Source organism: Paenibacillus sp. UNC451MF, assembly GCF_000686845.1.
Lineage (GTDB): Bacteria > Bacillota > Bacilli > Paenibacillales > NBRC-103111 > Paenibacillus_S.
Genome location: NZ_JMLS01000012.1, coordinates 169,816 through 188,307 on the forward strand (window position 1 = coordinate 169,816; position 18,492 = coordinate 188,307).

At 47.4% G+C, this 18,492-nt stretch carries 14 protein-coding genes; 13 read left to right on the plus strand and 1 reads right to left on the minus strand.

What is annotated here, in order from left to right; all coding sequences use genetic code 11:
* The first annotated feature begins 199 nt into the window (after nucleotides 1-199).
* From BP97_RS0114725 to BP97_RS0114745, 5 genes are all read left to right on the plus strand, one after another.
* Complete coding sequence (locus BP97_RS0114725) at nucleotides 200-2,155, plus strand: FAD-dependent oxidoreductase (protein ID WP_028549787.1); 1,956 nt, start codon at nucleotides 200-202, stop codon at nucleotides 2,153-2,155.
* A gap of 148 nt (nucleotides 2,156-2,303) precedes the next feature.
* Nucleotides 2,304-2,465: a hypothetical protein gene (locus tag BP97_RS40200; RefSeq protein WP_156043220.1), complete on the plus strand. Its 162-nt coding sequence runs from the start codon at nucleotides 2,304-2,306 to the stop codon at nucleotides 2,463-2,465.
* Between the two features lie 160 nt (nucleotides 2,466-2,625).
* Nucleotides 2,626-3,885, plus strand: a complete 1,260-nt coding sequence (gene hisS / locus BP97_RS0114735; RefSeq protein ID WP_028549788.1) for a histidine--tRNA ligase — start codon at nucleotides 2,626-2,628, stop codon at nucleotides 3,883-3,885.
* Nucleotides 3,886-3,928: 43 nt separating this feature from the next.
* Nucleotides 3,929-5,704 carry an aspartate--tRNA ligase gene (gene aspS, locus BP97_RS0114740; RefSeq protein WP_028549789.1) on the plus strand — a complete coding sequence of 592 codons (1,776 nt, stop codon included), beginning with the start codon at nucleotides 3,929-3,931 and terminating at the stop codon, nucleotides 5,702-5,704.
* An 82-nt stretch (nucleotides 5,705-5,786) separates the two neighbouring features.
* The gene (locus BP97_RS0114745) at nucleotides 5,787-6,542 is read left to right on the plus strand and encodes a tRNA threonylcarbamoyladenosine dehydratase (RefSeq protein WP_028549790.1); all 756 of its coding nucleotides are present in this window, start codon (nucleotides 5,787-5,789) and stop codon (nucleotides 6,540-6,542) included.
* Nucleotides 6,543-6,620: 78 nt separating this feature from the next.
* On the opposite strand, the gene BP97_RS36355 is transcribed toward BP97_RS0114745, so the two are convergent.
* On the minus strand, nucleotides 6,621-7,568 hold the full coding sequence (locus tag BP97_RS36355) for an AraC family transcriptional regulator (RefSeq protein WP_051620597.1): 948 nt from the start codon (nucleotides 7,566-7,568) through the stop codon (nucleotides 6,621-6,623).
* 215 nt (nucleotides 7,569-7,783) lie between these two features.
* Here BP97_RS36355 and BP97_RS0114755 point away from each other — a divergent pair, with 215 nt between their 5' ends.
* The 8 genes from BP97_RS0114755 to BP97_RS0114790 all read left to right on the plus strand — a co-directional run bounded on the left by BP97_RS0114755 (nucleotide 7,784) and on the right by BP97_RS0114790 (nucleotide 18,457).
* A complete protein-coding gene (locus BP97_RS0114755) occupies nucleotides 7,784-9,847 on the plus strand; it encodes a glycoside hydrolase family 65 protein (RefSeq protein ID WP_036745895.1) in 2,064 nt (687 codons plus the stop codon).
* Between the two features lie 68 nt (nucleotides 9,848-9,915).
* The gene (locus BP97_RS0114760) at nucleotides 9,916-11,235 is read left to right on the plus strand and encodes an ABC transporter substrate-binding protein (protein ID WP_028549792.1); all 1,320 of its coding nucleotides are present in this window, start codon (nucleotides 9,916-9,918) and stop codon (nucleotides 11,233-11,235) included.
* Nucleotides 11,236-11,255: 20 nt separating this feature from the next.
* Complete coding sequence (locus BP97_RS0114765) at nucleotides 11,256-11,459, plus strand: hypothetical protein (RefSeq protein ID WP_028549793.1); 204 nt, start codon at nucleotides 11,256-11,258, stop codon at nucleotides 11,457-11,459.
* 63 nt (nucleotides 11,460-11,522) lie between these two features.
* Nucleotides 11,523-12,611 carry a Gfo/Idh/MocA family protein gene (locus tag BP97_RS0114770; protein WP_028549794.1) on the plus strand — a complete coding sequence of 363 codons (1,089 nt, stop codon included), beginning with the start codon at nucleotides 11,523-11,525 and terminating at the stop codon, nucleotides 12,609-12,611.
* The gene (locus tag BP97_RS0114775) at nucleotides 12,608-13,504 is read left to right on the plus strand and encodes a sugar phosphate isomerase/epimerase family protein (protein ID WP_028549795.1); all 897 of its coding nucleotides are present in this window, start codon (nucleotides 12,608-12,610) and stop codon (nucleotides 13,502-13,504) included. The genes BP97_RS0114770 and BP97_RS0114775 overlap by 4 nt, the downstream gene beginning before the upstream one ends.
* Nucleotide 13,505: 1 nt before the next feature.
* Nucleotides 13,506-14,624, plus strand: coding sequence for a DUF6807 domain-containing protein (locus BP97_RS0114780; RefSeq protein ID WP_028549796.1), 1,119 nt, complete (start codon nucleotides 13,506-13,508; stop codon nucleotides 14,622-14,624).
* Between the two features lie 26 nt (nucleotides 14,625-14,650).
* Entirely contained in the window at nucleotides 14,651-17,140 is a 2,490-nt protein-coding gene (locus BP97_RS0114785; protein WP_036745897.1) for a glycosylhydrolase-like jelly roll fold domain-containing protein, read from the plus strand.
* A 27-nt stretch (nucleotides 17,141-17,167) separates the two neighbouring features.
* Nucleotides 17,168-18,457: an ABC transporter substrate-binding protein gene (locus tag BP97_RS0114790; protein WP_028549798.1), complete on the plus strand. Its 1,290-nt coding sequence runs from the start codon at nucleotides 17,168-17,170 to the stop codon at nucleotides 18,455-18,457.
* Nucleotides 18,458-18,492: the final 35 nt, after the last annotated feature.

Genomic DNA, 18,492 nt, shown 5'->3' on the forward strand with positions numbered 1-18,492 from the left:
AAGACCGGGGGCCTATTTCTTTTCCTGAGAGCAGACGGTGTGGTACACTAAGTCTAGTTTTGTTTGGACACAGTCAAACCTTGTAAATGAATTTTACAAGGCAACTGAAACATTCGGAGCCTTTCACCGTATATAAAGTTTGGGGAATTGTTCCTTTTTGTTCTCAGGAAAGCAATAAAATACGTCAACGAGGTGTGTAATGGGGAGAGCAGGTTATTCTACCGGCAATGCTAAGGGTTGGCTGCTTGCGGTCATAGCTCTTGTGTTGGTGGCTGCCGTAGGAGCGGCGGCTTATTGGTATGCAGTCAAGAAGGAAGGTTCATCAGGCGGTAAAACTGCATCGAAAGCGCTGATGGAAGTGAAATCGAGCAAGGATATTAAAAATAGCTACGATGTCATCGTCGTCGGTACAGACCCGGAAGGCGTTGCGGCGGCAGTATCGGCAGCTCGCAATGGAATGAAGACATTATTGGTCGATGGAAAGGATCGTACGATACTGGGCGGCCTAATGACTGAAGGCTGGTTGAACAGTATCGATATGAACTATGATCCTGCCAAAGGGATGCTAGGTAAGCATGATATTATGAACAAAGGGATTTTCAGCGAGTGGTACGGCCAAATTGAGGGGGATTCCTTCGATATTACGACGGCAGCCAACGCTTTTTATTCCATGGTCCTAAAAGAGAAAAATATCGATTTGCTCATGAAAACCAAATCTATCGAACCGTCGATCGCCAAGACGACAGATAAAACCACAGTGACCGGTATAACGGTAACAAAAGCGGACGGTTTGAAACAATCTATCCAAGCTAAAGCGGTTATCGATGCAACACAGGATGGAGATATTGGAGATTTGGCCGGCGTAGCCTTTACGCACGGAAGAGAGGATCTGGCCGATGTGAAGAGCCGCATGGCTGTCACCGCGGTATTCAGACTTACTAACATTACGCCTGAACGTTGGAAGCAATTCGGCAAGACGATTCTTGCTGAGGATAAAGGTCAGCTTAAGTACGGCATTAATGAGATGAGCCTTTGGGGCTTTGACAAAATGCAGGATTATCCTGCTGTGAACAAGGAACGCGTAAGAATGCGCGGTCTCAATGGCGGACGCCAGAACGATAATACAATGCTTGTCAATGCGCTGCAAATTTTCGGAGTGGACCCGTTTGATCCGAAATCCAAGCAGGAAGCTCAGCAAATTGCGAAGGACGAGCTCCCTCATGTGCTTGCTTATCTGAAGAAAAGCTACCCGGATTTCGAAGGGGTTGAGCTGGATGGTATCGCACCTGAGCTGTACGTTCGTGAATCCCGCCATATGGTGGGCGAATACAGATTGTCCATCATTGATCTGCTGGAGAACCGCGATCAGTGGGATCGCATTGCTTTCGGCGGCTACCCGGTTGATATTCAACGGACAAGTCCTACGGACAACGGCGCGGTTGTTATTGATCCAGATAAATACGCCATTCCGTTCCGCAGCATCGTTCCGCTTAAGGTTGACGGACTTCTGGTTGTCGGCAGAGCAGCAAGCTACGACACGCTTCCGCATGGCAGCGCTCGGGTAATCCCTGTAGGAATGGCTGAAGGGGAAGCGGCGGGAGCAGCAGCTAAAATTGCAATTGATCAGAACATGACATTCCGTCAAATGTCTGCTTCGAAAGAAACAATCGCGAAGCTTCAAGATATGTTGAATAAGCAAGGAATGGATTTGAAGCCTTATTCGCTGAAACCGGCGCCTTTCATGGAGAATAAATCGTATGAAGGGTTGAAGACAGCTATCAGCCTTGGATTAGCTACAGGCGGTTACAAAAATGAATTCAGTCTTGATAGCGCATCGAACCAGCAGCGGATGATCAATATGCTGAATGGGATACGCAAATTCAAGCCTGCGGTATTGACGGGCAACCCAGCTGCGGTCATTCCTAATGAGAAGGAGCCGCAAAAACAGCCGTTGTCCTTAGATATCGCTGCAGGCATGATCGCTTCATTGCTGAAGCTTGATATTTCCAAAGGGGATGCAATCAGTGTGCTTCAGTCGAAAGGTTACTTGACTAAGCAGACGGTGGACGGCATCAGCAAAAAGCAGGAATTGACCAATGGAGACACTTATATGTTGATCCATGACGCATATAAACAGCTGAACGCGGCAAAATAATGACAGTTATAGCGGAATTACACTCTATTTACATGCTTTTTGCTTGACTTTGCCAAATTTCAATATTACAATTATGCAAAGAATGAAGATCATGATCCGTTGATGGGACAAAGTACTTCGAGCGCAGCATAACCAGAGAGGGAAGCCATTGGCTGCAAGCTTCCTTATGCAAACCGGACGAAAAGACCTCCCGGAGGACACACGGGGAACCAGCGGCTGTAAAGCCGAGGCAGTAGCTGTAGTGCGTAACGCGGGCGTTAACCGCTTGAGTGTGAATTTGCATTTGCTTTTGCGTAACAGCAGAGCATAGATTGCAGATTCGAAACGTGGGTGGTACCGCGGGATGATTTGAATTACGAATCTCTCGTCCCTGACATGAACGTCAGGGGCGGGGGATTTTTTGGTTTTTCATGGATCCCATACCGTTATTGATCATTAAGGATGAATTTTATGAAAGGAGTGGCGTTATAGTGAGCATTCAAAAACCAAAAGGAACTCAAGATTTGCTTCCCGGAGAAGTAGAGAAATGGCAGTATATCGAAGCAAAAGCCAGAGAGCTCTGTCAGCGATTTAATTACCGTGAAATCCGCACTCCGATCTTTGAGCATACCGAGCTGTTTCAACGTGGAGTAGGGGAGACGACGGATATTGTCGAGAAGGAGATGTACACCTTCTTGGACAAAGGGGACCGGAGCATTTCCTTACGCCCTGAAGGGACTGCTGGAGTCGTAAGAGCTTATGTGGAAAACAAGCTGTATGGAGAACCAGACGTAAGCAAGCTTTACTACATCGGACCGATGTTCCGCTATGAGCAGCCGCAGGCAGGCCGCTACCGTCAGCTGCACCAATTCGGCATTGAAGCATTCGGTTCTGTGGATCCAAGCATCGATGCAGAAGTCATCGCCCTGGGCTACACATTTTACAGCGAGGTTGGTATCAAGGATGTGACCGTGGAGATTAACTCTGTCGGCAATCCTGCTGTCCGGGCTGCTTACAGGGATACGATTCAGCAGTTCTTTGCACCGGTCAAAGATAAACTGTGTAAAGATTGCCAGTCTCGTTACGACCGCAACCCGATGCGGATTCTTGATTGTAAAATCGATCAAAAATATTGCGAGGGAGCGCCGACTATTCTGGAGCATTTGGATGAAGAGTGCAGCGTCCATTTCCAGTCAGTGCAGAAATATCTCACGGAAATGAACATCCCGTTCCGCATCAACCCTCGTCTAGTGCGTGGTTTGGATTACTACACCCATACTGCGTTCGAATACAAGGCTGCTGGAATCGGAGCCATCGATACTATCGGCGGCGGCGGCCGTTACAACGGACTTGTAGGTCAAATCGGCGGTAACGATCAGCCGGGCGTCGGTCTTGGACTTGGGTTGGAGCGGACCTTGCTAATCTTGCAAGCGCAAGGAGTCGAAATCCCGACAGCTAAGCCGTTGGATGTATACTTGGTAGGTCTTGGAGAAGCAGCTGAGCAAGAGCTTCCGAGCTTGCTGTATCAGTTGCGACTGGAAGGCTTAAGAGCCGAGAAGGATTACTTGGGCCGCAAGATTAAAGCGCAGATGAAATCCGCTGACCGATACCAAGCCCATTATGTAGCTATTCTTGGTGACGATGAGCTGGCACGCGGCGAAATAACGGTGAAGACGATGGAGAACGGCGAACAGAAGACGTTGAAGCTAGATTCCTTTGCTGCCGAAATGCGTAAGCTTAACGAACAATAAATTCAACTATTTATATTCAACTCTGGAGGTAGATGAAATCATGATGTTAAAAACACACCATTGTGGATCTTTAACGAAAGCGAACGTCGGAGAATCCGTCGTTCTAAACGGCTGGGTACAGCGTAGACGTGACCTTGGGGGCGTATTGTTTATCGATTTGCGTGACCGCAGTGGTCTCGTACAAATCGTATTTAACCCGGACTTCTCAGGTGAAGCATTGAACATTGCAGATCGTGCCCGTAATGAGTTCGTTCTTGCAGTTACCGGTAAAGTCGTAGAGCGCGACGCCGCTACTGTGAATCCGAACCTGGCAACAGGCGAAATCGAGATTCAAGTGACGGAAATTGAAATTATGAACCCTGCGAAAAATCCTCCGTTCTTTATCGAAGACGGAATTGAAATCGATGAATCCTTGCGTTTGAAATACCGCTACCTGGATCTGCGCCGTCCGGAAATGCAGCGCACGTTAATGCTTCGTTCCAAAGCAGCCAAAGTATTCCGCGATTACTTGGACGAGAACGGCTTCTTGGAAGTAGAAACTCCAATTTTGACCAAGAGCACACCGGAAGGTGCGCGTGATTACTTGGTACCAAGCCGTGTGCATCCGGGAGAATTCTTCGCTCTTCCGCAATCGCCGCAAATTTTCAAACAGTTGCTGATGGTCAGCGGCTTGGAGCGCTACTATCAAATCGCCCGCTGCTTCCGTGACGAAGATCTGCGCGCAGACCGTCAACCGGAATTTACCCAAGTGGACATTGAGACTTCTTTCTTGTCCCAGGATCAATTGCTGGATATGATGGAAGAACTCGTTGTACGCTTGATGAGCCAAACGGCAAATGTGGAGATTGAGCGTCCGTTCCAACGCATCAGCTATGCAGATGCTATGGGCAAGTACGGTTCCGACAAGCCGGATCTGCGTTTCGGTCTGGAGCTTCAGGACGTATCGGATATCGTATCCACTTCCGGCGTGAAAGTATTCGCATCCGTTGTAGAAAAAGGCGGTCAAGTTAAAGCATTGAATGCAAAAGGCTGCGGAAGCTGGAGCCGTAAGGAAATCGACGATCTTGGAACGTTTGCTTCCCGTTATGGAGCGAAAGGTTTGGCTTGGGTTGTCTTGAAAGACGGCGAAATGAAGGGACCTATCGTGAAGTTCTTCTCCGAAGAAGAACTTGCAGCATTGAAAGAGCGTTTGGGAGCTGAAGAAGGCGACTTGCTATTGTTCTCCGCCGACACGAAGAAGGTTGTAGCCGATGTGTTGGGTAACCTTCGATTGAAAATTGGACGCGATCTTGGATTGATCGACGAGAGCAAGTTCAAATTCGCATGGGTTGTTGATTTCCCACTGCTCAGCTACGACGATGAAGCTAAGCGTTATGTGGCAGAGCATCATCCGTTCACTCGTCCGAAGGAAGAAGATGTACACTACTTCAACAGTGATCCTGGCCAAATTCGTGCTCAAGCGTATGACCTTGTTCTGAATGGCTATGAAGTAGGCGGCGGTTCGATGCGGATTTACAAACGCGAAGTTCAAGAGCAAATGTTCCAAGCACTTGGCTTCTCCAAAGAAGAAGCTCAAGAGAAATTCGGCTTCTTGCTTGAAGCATTCGAATACGGAACGCCTCCACACGGCGGTATTGCTTTTGGTTTTGACCGTCTGGTGATGTTGATCGCTGGCCGTACGAACCTTCGTGAAACGATTGCTTTCCCGAAAACAGCGAGCGCAACCGACTTGTTGACTGATGCACCGGGAACAGTAGACGACAAGCAGCTGGAACAATTGTCTATCCGTGTGGCAATGAAGCAGCCGGCTTCCAAATAAATAGATACACAAGTGAAGCAGCCGGGGAATCACCGGCTCTTCGCCTGTTCATGATATTGTAATGTATAAGGAGGGCGGCCCTATGCTGCACCAGTTTTCGAGAACAGAGCTCGCCATCGGTCCTGAAGGACTGGACATTATGCGTAACAGCTGTGTAGCCGTCCTCGGCATCGGCGGCGTAGGCTCCATTGCCGCTGAAGCGCTGGCCCGTACCGGCGTTGGCAGGCTCATACTGATTGATAAGGACGTTGTCGATATAACGAATATTAATCGTCAGGTTCACGCACTCTTATCAACGGTGGGTCAACCTAAATCCGATTTGATGAGAGATCGTATCCTGCAAATCAATCCGGAGTGTGACGTCGTTTCCTTGCGAATGTTTTATACGGAAGAAACGTATGAGCAGCTATTCGAATATCCACTTGATTATGTCATCGATGCATCGGATACGATCAGCTATAAGATCCATTTGATCAAGCAATGCTTGCAGCGCAAAATTCCGATCATTTCGAGTATGGGCGCCGCTAATAAAATGGACCCGACGAAGTTTCAGGTCGCGGACATTTCCAAAACGTCGATGGATCCTCTAGCCCGAGTCATCCGTCACAAGCTTCGGAAAGAAGGAATCAAAAAAGGCGTGAAGGTCGTGTTCTCCACGGAAGAACCGATCAAGCCTCGGGAGGAAGTTACTCAACGAATCGTACCAGAGAACGCACCCGAAATCCGTAAGGCACAGCAGCCTCCGGCGAGCAATGCGTTCGTCCCACCGGTTGCAGGGCTTATCGCGGTCAGTGTTGTTGTACAGGATTTATTGGCGAAGGGAAATCCCCAAGCTTAACCATTGAATAAGAAAAGCATGGTTTGCGAGCAGCTGCTCACATACCATGCTTTTTCTTATTATATTCCTATTTCTTATTTATCTAAAATGTCCTGTAGGCAAGCTTAAATTGTGTGCGTTTTCATCCAGTGCCGGAAAGCACTTGTCCACTAGATTAGGAAGCACATAATCATTCCTTCGGTATTCCTGCGGAGTCATTCCCGTTCTTTGGCGGAACAGTGTATGAAAAAACTTCATGTCATGATAACCGACGGCACCAGCGATTTGCTGTACGGTCATTGAGGTAGCTTTCAGCAGCTCGCAGCATTTTTGAACTCGTAAATGCTGTACATAGGAGGTGAAGGAGGTTCCTGTCGCTTGTTTAAAGAGCCGCTGCAAATGACTTACACTTAGAAAAGCATGCTCGGCAACCTGTTTCAGATTGATATCCTCATGAAAGTGCTGCTTAATAAACTGGAGGGCATCCTGAATTTTCAGATTCATCGTTTCAGGTGCGGTGGAAGACAAGGTCTCCCGATGAAGCATAGCAAGAATTTGAGTCAAGATAGATTGTACTATAATCTCGTAGCCAGGCAGCTTTAAGCGATATTCCGACAAAAGATTATGAAACAATTCTCCATACTTACTATCCTTATCATAATGATGAAACCAAGGCTGCCTCATATTTTGAGAATGGAACAATGCGTTGTGAAGTTCTGAGCCTACTGGAGGAAAAAGTGAACCCTGAAGGAGTTCAGGCCGGAACACACAGTTAAGAATGGACAAAGTACGGACTTTGTCCGGAGAAGGAGGCCGGTATACATGGGAAGTACCCATGGGAAGCAGGTAAATATCCCCTCGCTTAACCGGAACTACGGTATTGTTAATAAATTGGTAACCGATCCCTTCGGTAACATAGCTGATTTCTATGGCATCATGCGTATGCTGAGGAATACTGAACGCTTCAAAAGCTCGATTGACGAAAATATTCATACCCGGACGAAATCGCTGATCCGCTCTGAATACCTCTGTAGCCATTGGATTCATAATACACCTCCGGAAACAATTAACAATCTTCCATATGATTATAAGCTTCGGTTCATGATGTAATCAACCCATATTTATAGTTCGATTAGATGGTTATTTAGCAAAAAAGAGGTGTAACCCCTATAAATTTCGTGTAACCCCCCCATGTGTCAGGTCATCAGACTGGTATATGATTTTAGAAGATTCTTTTTTTCCTTAAAAGGGGGCACATCAGCTTGAAGATTAACAGAAAGGCTTTAGTCACCCGGCATAATCCGGTTATTAGAGAAATCAATGCATTATCTCCACTTTCCGTAGGGAACGGTGAGTTTGCTTTTACTGCGGATTTCACAGGGATGCAAACTTTTCCGGATCAATACACGATTCCATTGGGGACCCAGTCACAGTGGGCGTGGCATAGCACAGGTGGTAGAAATGTATGGAATTTGGATGATGTTCGGATGCAGTACCGTGATGAAGAACGTCAGCTTGGCGGTTACCCGATTCGTGCTGAAGATAAGGAAGAAGCCTACCACTGGCTAAGGCAAAATCCTCACAGGCTTCAGCTAGGTCAATTTGGTTTTACTTTCATGTCTGCATCTGGAGAACTGCTGACGCCGGATGCGTTTACCGATATAGAGCAAACTCTCGATCTTTGGAGCGGGACATTAATCAGCCGCTTTCGTGTGGATAATCAACCTGTACTTGTGCACACCTTTTGCCACCCTGAGCAGGATAGCTTTGGAGTAACTGTGGAAAGCCAGCTCCTAACGGAAGTGCGAATAGGTATTCAATTTCGGTTTCCGGCTCCAGGAATGACTTCTCGAAGCTGGGATCGTTCAATAGACCTTTATTGGGGAGAGACGGACAGTCATACTACGAAATGGTTTCAACAAACGCCAACGAGCGCGCTTATTGAACGTACGATGGATGAAGATGGGTACAATGTCTCTTTAAGCTGGTCGCAAGGGACTTTGAAGCAAACAGGCTTGCATGAATTTATATTGAATGGAAATGGTACGTCTGAAAGACTGGAATTCACTGCGCAGTTTTTACCGCTGACCGAAGTGAGAGCGCTTGCAACGACTCAAGAGATGATGGAGGCAAGTCGTGTTCATTGGGAATCGTTTTGGTTAAGCGGGGGTGCTATTGAGCTTGCAGAGAGCAAAGATTCTCGTGCATTAGAGCTGGAGAGGCGCATCGTGCTCTCGCAATTCAACACCGCGATCCATAGTGCTGGATCTGTCCCTCCACAGGAAACAGGGCTGTTGTATAACAGCTGGTTTGGAAAGCTGCACCTGGAAATGCATTGGTGGCATGCGTTTCATTTTCCTCTTTGGGGTAGAGCGCAGCTGCTGGAACGCAGTATGGGCTGGTACAGAGAGATTCTACCTGTAGCACGAGAATTGGCTCAATCTCAAGGCTATCAAGGAGCTCGTTGGCCTAAAATGGTGGCGGCAGAAGGAACTCAGAGTCCATCGGTCATTGCGCCGCTGCTCATTTGGCAGCAGCCGCATCCGATTGTCATGGCAGAGCTGTGCTACTTGGCGGAACCTACGAAAGAGACGCTGGCACGATACGGAGATGTTGTGTTGGAATCTGCCGAATTCATGGCCTCGTTCGCCGAATGGGACGAAGAGCGTCGTCGTTATGTTCTGGGCCCGCCCGTTATTCCAGCACAAGAGAATCATAAGGCCGAGAATACCTGGAATCCAACTTATGAGCTGGAATATTGGCGCCATGGATTGGAAGTCGCAATGGAATGGGCAAGAAGGCTTGGTAAGCAGGTGAATCCGAAATGGCTTGAGGTGAGTGAACAGTTATCTGAGCTTCCCGAAGCTGATGGCGTATACCTCGCTCATGAAAATTGCCCTAACACGTACACAGAAGCCAACATTGACCATCCGTCCATGCTGGGTGCTCTGGGAATGCTGCCGGGTAAAATGGTGGATCCAAGCATTATGCGCAATACGCTTCATCGAGTGATGGAAAGCTGGAGCTGGGAACGCACGTGGGGCTGGGACTATCCGATGGCAGCGATGACCGCGGCGCGGCTCGGAGAAGGAGAGTGGGCTGTCGACCTGCTGTTGAAAGAAGTTACGAAGAACACTTATTTACCGAACGGACATAACTACCAGCGCCCTGGCTTGTATGCGTATTTACCTGGCAATGGCGGCCTGCTGACTGCTGTTGCGATGATGGCCTGCGGCTGGCAGGGAGGACCTGACCGACACGCTCCGGGCTTTCCTTCCGATGGAAGCTGGACTGTTCGTTGGGAAGGATTACATCCATGGATGTAGACTAGGTTAACATTTGGCTCAAATACCTTATTTTCAAAGGGTTTTCGTCTTAAAAAGGGGGATACATCTTGATCGCCAAAAATATTTCATTAATGATTGCAGTCATACTGGCAGCTTCCGCGGTCACAGGCTGTGCTAAAGAGACAGCGATAAACCAGCAAACAGATAAGAATACGACAGCTACTAGTACCCAGCCAGTCGAGCTAAGCATTTATTCAGCCGGTGGCACCAACAACGATGAATTCGAGAAAAATTTTGGCAGCTATATCAAAAAGAAATTTCCTAATGTGACCATAAAATATTTGAGCCCCAAAGATGGAGCAGGTGCTGCGAGTCTGGAAAGTTTGATTACGGCTGGCATTAATGTGGATCTATACTATGAATCCATAGGTACCTTCTTCTCGACTCTTCCAAGAAATAAAGCGACTCTTGATTTAACGGATCGGATTAAGAAGAGCAATCTCGATCTTAACCGGTTTGATCCCACACTTATCGATGCCTTAAAGCAAAATGGGAACGGACAAATATGGGGCCTGCCGGTAACGACGAATACGCTGTCGCTTTATTACAACAAAGATATTTTCGATAAATTCGGCGTTCCTTATTTGAAAGACGGAATGAGCTGGGAAGAACTCTACGAGGTTGCAAACAAGCTTAACCGAACCGATGGTGGGAAGAAATACGTAGGTTTGGCCATATCGCCCAGCCACAGTACGAGAATGAATAACTACTCAATCCCTTTTGTTGATCCGGCTACGGGAAAATCCACTTACGACAATGAAAAATGGAAGCAGCTGCTTCAGCCGATTCTTGCACCTGCCGCAGATTCTCTGTATCAGTCCAAGATGGAGGATCTTAGCAGTAAGCTGCCTTACTCTAGCGAGTGGTTGAAGACACAGGATCTGGCCATCTTTGGCATATTCTCGGATTGGCAGGTCGTAAGTCCGGAGACGCTTTCTTTCAATTGGGATTTGGCGGCGTATCCTACCTATAAGGATCAGCCTGGAGTAGGGAGCCAGCAATATCCGGTCTACTGGGCCATACCTTCCTTTTCCCAAAATAAAGATCAGGCTTATGAAGTGCTGAGCTACCTGGTTTCTGATGAATATCAGCTTGAGTTGTCCAAAAGAGGCGGCATGACGGTATTGACGAACCCTGAGATCCGTAAAGCATTCGGTCAGAGCAGTCTCAACAAGAATAAGAATCTTGCGGCAGCTTACTTTAACAAGCCAGCGCCGATTTCGGCTAAGACGGAGTATGACAAAGCGGCAGAAAAGGCGCTTACGGATAAGCTGTCCGAATTAGCGCTAAATAAAATGGATGTGAACACAGCTTTGCGTAAAGCAAAAGAAGAAGCTGATAAAGCGATAGAGGCGGCAAAGAAATAAAAAGTTGAGGAGGAAGCGGCATGGCCAAAAAAGTAGTGCTGCTAAGCGGGTTGTTCGTCCTTCTTTTAGTCGTATGGATCGCGGCAGGATTATTGTTCTCTTCGATTTATGGAAATGCCGGTTTTGGGGGGACTCTTTTAATCGGATTTTGCGTCATACCGATCGTCCTCCGTTTGGCGGTAACCAAGCTATTCCGTGCAAATCAGAAAACGATTGATCAATAAAGGCAATATAAACCGCGGATGCATCGCATTGGTGGTATAAAATGGAAAAGGAGTGAACGCACAATGTCTTCCAAACAAATTGGATATGCAGTATTCGGTCTGGGGGTTGGCAAAAGTCATTTAGCCAGCGCGGTCAAAGCAGAAGGGTGCAAGTTTGTAGCGATTTGCGATATGAATGAAACAGTATTGAACAAGCTCGGTGATGAATATGGAATTGATCCGGCTAACCGATATACGAGCTATGAAGAGCTTTTGAAGCGCGAGGATATCGACGCAATCAGCATTTGTACGCCGAGCGGCTGGCATAAGGAGCATACGGTGATGGCACTGAGGGCTGGTAAGCATGTTTTGACCGAGAAGCCTCTTGAGATTAGCGTTGCACGAATCGATGAAATGAACCGGGTTGCCGCTGAAGAAGAACGGTTTCTAGGATGTGTGTTCCAAAATCGACTTGCTCCAGCGAATCAGTTGATCAAGCAAACGATTGATAGCGGAAGAATGGGCAAGATGATCACAAGTAATTTCCACTTAAAGTGGTACCGTGATGACAAATACTATGCCAAAAACGGTGGGTGGCGCGGTACTTGGGCTATGGATGGCGGCGGTGCGATCATGAACCAAACAATTCATACGGTTGATCTTATGCAGTGGTTTATGGGTCCAGTTCGAAGCGTTTTTGCAAAAATGGGCACATACAATCATCCAATTGAAACCGAGGATACTGCCGTAGCTGTCATTACGTTCGAGAGCGGAGCGATCGGGACGCTGATTGGCACTACCTGCGCATATCCGGGTCTGGAGGTTTCCGTTCAAATTCACGGTGCGTCAGGTTCAATATATTCCAAGGGTAACAAAATCGAGCTGTTTAAAATGGCCGATGACGACGAACAGTTCACTGGCGAAGCTCATGTGTTGGAAACGTATGGCGCAGGGGCTTCTTCTAAAGCTGCTTCCGATTCTGGGGCGCTGCCGAAGACAGGTCATGCAGGCCAAGTACAGGATATGATCCATGCCGTTATAGCTGGCCGTCCGCCTATGATTGAGGGCAAGGAAGGCAGGGCATCCGTTGAAATAGTGCAAGCGATTTATGAATCAGCAAGAACGGGCCAAGAAGTGTTCATGCCCTATGTTCAGGAGCTGAGCAGAGTATGAGCGGATTGCAAGAACGTTCCTATTCACTTCCAGCCATCGGATGTTGCTTGACGGCAGGTTCTTTCATGCCGCAGAGCGAGAATCAGAAGGAGACCAGGGAAGATCCTGTCGATCTACTGTTTGATGGAGTGTGCGGTTTGCTTCATGCAGGCTATGATTATGCAGAGCTGACGGTAGGGTCGCTGGCTCAATTAACGGAAGATGAATATGAAAGGCTCCTTCAAAAGCTGAAAAATGCAGGTATCGTCATCCCTGTGTTTAACAGCTTTATCCCTCCCACGTTGAAATTGACGGGGCCTGAAGTTCAACAGCTTGCGGTAGAGCAGTATGTTGAACATGTAATGAAACGAATTCATGCGGTTGGCGGTGAACTGATTATTTTTGGAAGCGGTGCGGCTCGAACCGTACCGGAAGGCTTTGCCATGGAGCAGGGAATAGAACAGCTTAAAAAGTTCTTAATCATGTGTGACCGCTACGCTGCTCAGTACGAGCTTGTCGTTGCCATTGAACCGCTGAACAGCAAGGAAAGCAACGTGATCAATAAAGTGGAGGAAGCGCTGGATATAGCTCAGGAACTGAATTTACGCCATATTCGAGTGCTAGCTGACGCATATCATATGTATTTGGAGCAAGAGTCTCCGGAAATTGTAAAACGAGCGATTAACGATAGGCTTCTCGCACATGTCCATTATGCCGAGTTCGATCGTAGTTTCCCGATAGGGGATGTCGAAGGAGGGGTGGATCTAACCAACTTGTTCTCGCTTCTTAGAGACAGTCGATATGAAGGTCGCGTATCCGCTGAATGTATGACGGAGAGTGCAGCAACAAGCAGTGAAGATTCATTAGGCTACGTAAAAAGCTTGTTAACACAACTACACGGAAGAGGCGAATAACATGTCTTTATTTACATTATTAGTAAAATCAGGCCATCATAGCCGTCAATTTTGTCCTGTTTCCTATCGTATTCCCGGAGATGCTGAGATTTTGAAGGGTACAACGGAGCTGCACATGTCGGGGCCAAATGGTGAACCGGTTGCACTACAATGCGAGAAAGACAATGGGGATCTTATTCTGCACTGGATCGTAGAAAGCTTACCAGCAGGAGAAAACCTTTCCTATACTGTCCACTCGGGAAAAAGTCCGCAAGACCAAGCCGCGTCAGGCGTTCGATTGGAAGAAAAGGAGCATCAGATCGATATCGTCATCGGAGATAGCCTTTTTACCTCTTATGTATTCAATCCTGATATCGCCAAGCCTTATCTCGGGCCGATTATGGGTCCTTACGGGGAAAGCTTTACACGACTTGATTTTGAAACAAAAGAGCATCCGCATCACAGATCGTTATGGCTTGCTATCGGAGACGTGAACGATATCGATATGTGGAACGAGCCTAAGGAACGGCACGGGAAACAAATTTTAACCGGTTTCGGAGAGAAAACCGAAGGTGCTGTATTTGCAAAGCTTACCTCTACTCAAAATTGGTGCTCATTTGGAGGGAAGCCGCAGCTGACCGAGACACGGACGATGACCTTTTATAATACGCCGGCTGAAGGAAGGTTTATCGACGTTGACTTTGTTCTGCTTGCTAACGGCCGTGTCGAGCTGGGAGCCACGAAAGAAGCAGGTCCACTGGGTATAAGGGTGGCTGAATCAATGAAGGCAGATAACGGAGGGGTTATTCGCAATTCCTTTGGTTCCGTTGGCGAGAAGGAGTGCTGGGGTCAGCGCGCTCAATGGTGTGACTACTACGGCAATGTAGGCGGCAAGACACTCGGTATTGCGGCATTCGATCATCCTGATAATGTGGATTATCCGACATACTGGCATGTGCGGGATTATGGTCTTCTGGCGGCTAACAATTTGTATTTCTTAGGTGGTAAACTGCTTCAGAAAGGGCAATCGATTCGTTACAAGCATCGTATTTATTTCCATACGGATGATACCATAACGAGCCAGGTTGCAGAGAAATACCAAGATTATATTCATCCGCCGGTTGTCTCATTGGTGGAATAATGACAAACATAGAGGGGGCTGCAACAATGAACGAGGCGAAAGAGACACGATCGCTGCAGCAGCAATTTCTGGAGCCGTCAGATGAATATACTCCTGTTCCTTTTTGGTTCTGGAATGATGCTCTGACCTCTGAGGAAATCGTGAACCAAATTGCCGGTTTCGCGGAAAAAGGGGTCATGGGCTTTGTTATCCATCCTAGAATCGGAATACCGGAAACCATTCCTTATTTATCCGATAAGTATATGGATCTTGTGGAAACAGCTGTAAAAGAGGCTAAACGGTTAGGGATGACTGTATTTCTATATGACGAGGCCATGTACCCTTCAGGCTCAGCTAAAGGAATGGTAGTACAGAATGATCCTGCTTTTGCCAGCCGAGGATTGAAGATGCTGGAGTTGGACGGCTCCAAGCCGATCGATCTCTCAGATGTACTTGGAACAGGGGATGTTCTTATATCCGCCCAAGCGGTAAGTAAGAAAGATGATAAATCGATTAATCCCAGGGCAACGGTAATTGTGGAGCCTAAGAATGGAAAGATACAGTCCCCTGCTGACAGGGAAACGATCCTGCTATTTATTGAGACTTTTTCCAAAGGAACGATTAGGGGGATTCATTTCGGCGAGGACGACGGTGAGCCTAACGCTCCAGCAGCGGCTGATCTGCTTAATCCTCTTGCTACGCAAAAGTTTATCCGGCTGACGCATCAAAGGTATTATGAGAGAGTCGGGGCGTATTTTGGCAATACGATCCAGGCTATGTTCACAGATGAGCCGGACATTCTTGGACGTCGACATGTGAAAGGTTTAAAGGCATGGACGGGTGGCTTCCTGGCTTGCTTTACCCAGGAGGGCTGCAACGAAACCGATTTACCCTTGCTGTGGTTCGAGGTGGACAACTCGGAAAATGTAAGAAGAGCATACCGTAAGGCAGTGAACAAGCGGATGGTTGATGCTTACTACAAGCCTCTGAGCGATTGGTGCGCGGAGCATGGCATCTCCTTAACCGGACATCCTGCTGCAAGCGATGATATTGGTCTGCTGGAGCATTTTCAAATTCCAGGGCAAGATGTTGTTTGGCGCTGGGTTGCCCCAGAGGACGGGAAGGCCTTGGAGGGCAGGCACACTACGATGGCAAAATGTTCATCCGATGCAGCAAGACATAGGGGTAGACGTAGAAATTTGAACGAATTTCTAGGAGTGTGCAGCCCAGGCGGCGGATGGGCGTTAAATGGCGGAGATATGAAATGGTATATGGATTGGCTGCTGGTTCGCGGAGTCAATTTATTATGTCCTCATGCATTCTATTATTCTGTGGACGGACCGCGGAGATTTAATGAACGCCCGCCAGATGTGGGTCCTAATAATATATGGTGGCCTCATTATCGGTTGTTTTCCGATTATATGAAAAGAATGAGTTGGCTGATGACCGACAGCGTGAATAATACGCCGATTGCGGTGTTATGTCGTGAGGATTGGCTGCCATGGCAAGTGGTAAAGCCTCTTTATGAGAATCAGAGAGAGTTTAATTATTTGGAAGAAAGCCTACTTGTTAGTGCGAGTAAGATAGATAACGGTTGTATTCAGATCAAGGATCAAGCTTACTCCGTTGTATTGGTAGAAAATGAGCGTCTGTGGGAGGAAGAGACAAGGAAAGCACTTCAATTATTCCGGGATGACGGAGGTATCGTTATCGTTCTTCACACGGATAAGCAGGAGCAGGACTTGGTGGCAACGACACGGATTACAGCTCCCGAGCAGCTGATATCTGCGTTAGACGAAGTAATTCAACGTCCGGTCATCTTGGATCCGCCTTGTGTAGATCTACGAGTGAGTCACGTCGTCAAAGAAGGGCATCATTTTTATGTGGTGGTTCACGAAGGTGAACAAGCCTATGAAGGAACCATGACGGTTGAGACAACTGGTCGGACAGAGCGTTGGGATCCATGGGAATGTTCAATAGGTACCACAGATGCTCATACATCGAACGGAAGGACGACCATTCCTGTTCGATTAGAAAGAAGGCAAAGCATCGTTTATAGCATCGATCCTTCCGTTCAACAGCATGAGGAGAGCAACACGGTGAACGCTGAAAGATCTGACCTCGACAAAACGGTTCGTTCCCTTACCGACGGGTGGATGGTTGATGCATCGCAGCTACAGGCTGCAGCCCTAATTACAGGATTAGGCAGTTGGTCAGATATTGATGGATTGGAGCACTTATCGGGTACGGTCCATTATGCTAACAACTTTGTTGTTGAGAGCGAAGGCTCGCAGGAAGCTGCTCCGATAGTGCTTGATTTGGGAGAAGCTCATGAAATGGCTGAAGTATGGGTCAATGGGCAGTTCGCAGGAGTGCGCATGTGGCATCCTTATACATTTAATATCGAGTCGTTCATTCAACCCGGTGACAATGAACTGCGAATAGCTGTAACTAACAGTCTAGCTAATCGAATAGATCAGGTAATGCTGCCGTCTGGCTTGATCGGTCCGGTCAGCGTTTCCGAATACCGTATGTAAACTGACTTAGAAATAGGGGGGCTTACGGTGAAAAAGAAAACATGGTTTCTCACCATGCTTGTTATATTGCTTCTGGTGGCAGGCTGCTCGACTCCAAAAACCAGTCAAGTGCAGGATACGAAGCCTGCGGATGAAATGCCTTCAGGACCTTTGAAGCTTAGCTTCTATCTCGACGTTCCATTAACGGACGAAGAGTTCGATAAAATTTTCAGCAAGCCTATTGCCTCTAAGTATCCTAATGTAACACTGGAGCTTATTCGCAAAGGGAAAGGTATGATGCCTCAGGATTTAATGGCTGCTGGGATTGTACCGGACATTATTCTGGCAGCCAGCACGACGGTTATGAATTGGCAGGGACTGGGGATGGTAGAGGACTTGACTCCTTTTACTAAAGGAGCAGGGATTGATATGAACCAGTTTGATCCTGCCATTACGGAATCGTTGAAAATGTACACGGACAAAAACGAGATTATAGGCTTGCCTTACGTAATGAACTGGGTCGCGCTGTTTTACAATAAAGACATCTTCGATAAGATGGCTGTACCCTATCCTAAGGATGGAATGGATTGGGAAGCAGCGCATGAATTAAACAAGAAGCTGACTCGAACCGTTGATGGTGTGCAATACCGCGGTCTTGATCCGGATACAGTCGATAAGATGGGCTTCGGTTTATCGCTCGATTATGTGGATACTAAGACAGGTAAAGCCAAGTTGGATACTCCTGAATGGAAAAAGGTCCTCGAGACCGCTCTTACGATTACGAGCATCCCAGGACATAGTATCGGAGGCAGCTCGATACCTAACTTTACGGATAAGCAAAACACAGCCATGATAGTTGGAGGAATCACATCCGATTTGCAAAAGCTTCACAGTGACGGACATCCGATGAACTGGGACATGGTGACGATGCCGAATTTCAAGGAAGGTCTTGGAACGGCACGTGAGCTGGATGCTCATTACATGGTCTTGAATAAACAAAGCAGCAACAAGCAGGCGGCTTTTCAAGTGATGCGACACATTATTTCGGATGATGTGCAGAACATCGTCGTCCGTTCCGGCAGGCTATCCAGCTTAAAACAAACAGAAGAACACAAAAAAATATTTGCCAGTGATTTGCCGGCTCTTCAAGGTAAAAACTTCAATGCGGCGTTCGGTGCCAAAATTCGTAAAAATCATTACACGACCCCTTACGATGGGCAAGGACGAACGGAAATTAAGAAAGCGCTCACAGAAATGCAGCAGGGAAAAGACGTCAATACCGCACTGAGGGACGCGAATGAAAGATTCGTCCAATACTTAGAAAAGGAAAAAAAGTAATATAACTAAGGCTTGATTTGAATCTGAAGTGAATG